The sequence below is a fragment of the Comamonas sp. wu1-DMT genome, assembly GCF_040187805.1.
Taxonomy (GTDB): Bacteria; Pseudomonadota; Gammaproteobacteria; order Burkholderiales; family Burkholderiaceae_C; genus Comamonas; species Comamonas thiooxydans.
In genome coordinates this window covers 1-556 of the sequence record NZ_JBANEM010000066.1, presented here as the reverse complement: position 1 = coordinate 556, position 556 = coordinate 1, and the positions used below count along the sequence as shown (strand labels likewise).

The following is a 556-nucleotide window of genomic DNA, read 5'->3' as shown; positions in this document are numbered from 1 at the left end:
TTTGTACAACTTCACTTACTTGGGGTACACCTTCTCCCGAAGTTACGGTGTCAATTTGCCGAGTTCCTTCTCCTGAGTTCTCTCAAGCGCCTTAGAATACTCATCTCGCGCACCAGTGTCGGTTTGCGGTACGGTCGTCAATAGCTGAAGCTTAGTGGCTTTTCCTGGAAGCAGGGTATCACTCACTTCGTCTGCAAGCAGACTCGTTATCACGCCTCATCTCAGCTCTCCGGATTTGCCTAAAGAGCACGACTACACGCTTGAACCAACTATTCCAACAGTTGGCTGAGCTAACCTTCTCCGTCCCCACATCGCACTATTGATCGGTACAGGAATATTGACCTGTTTCCCATCAGCTACGCATCTCTGCCTCGCCTTAGGGGCCGACTCACCCTACGCCGATGAACGTTGCGTAGGAAACCTTGCGCTTACGGCGAGGGGGCTTTTCACCCCCTTTAACGCTACTCATGTCAGCATTCGCACTTCTGATACCTCCAGCATCCGTTACCAGACACCTTCACAGGCTTACAGAACGCTCTCCTACCACGCACAGTAA

1 rRNA gene is annotated in these 556 nt (G+C 51.6%); it reads right to left on the bottom strand.

Features of this window, described 5'->3' with window-relative positions:
- Positions 1-556: ribosomal RNA gene (locus tag V8Z78_RS27085) — 23S ribosomal RNA — on the bottom strand; the annotation flags it as partial.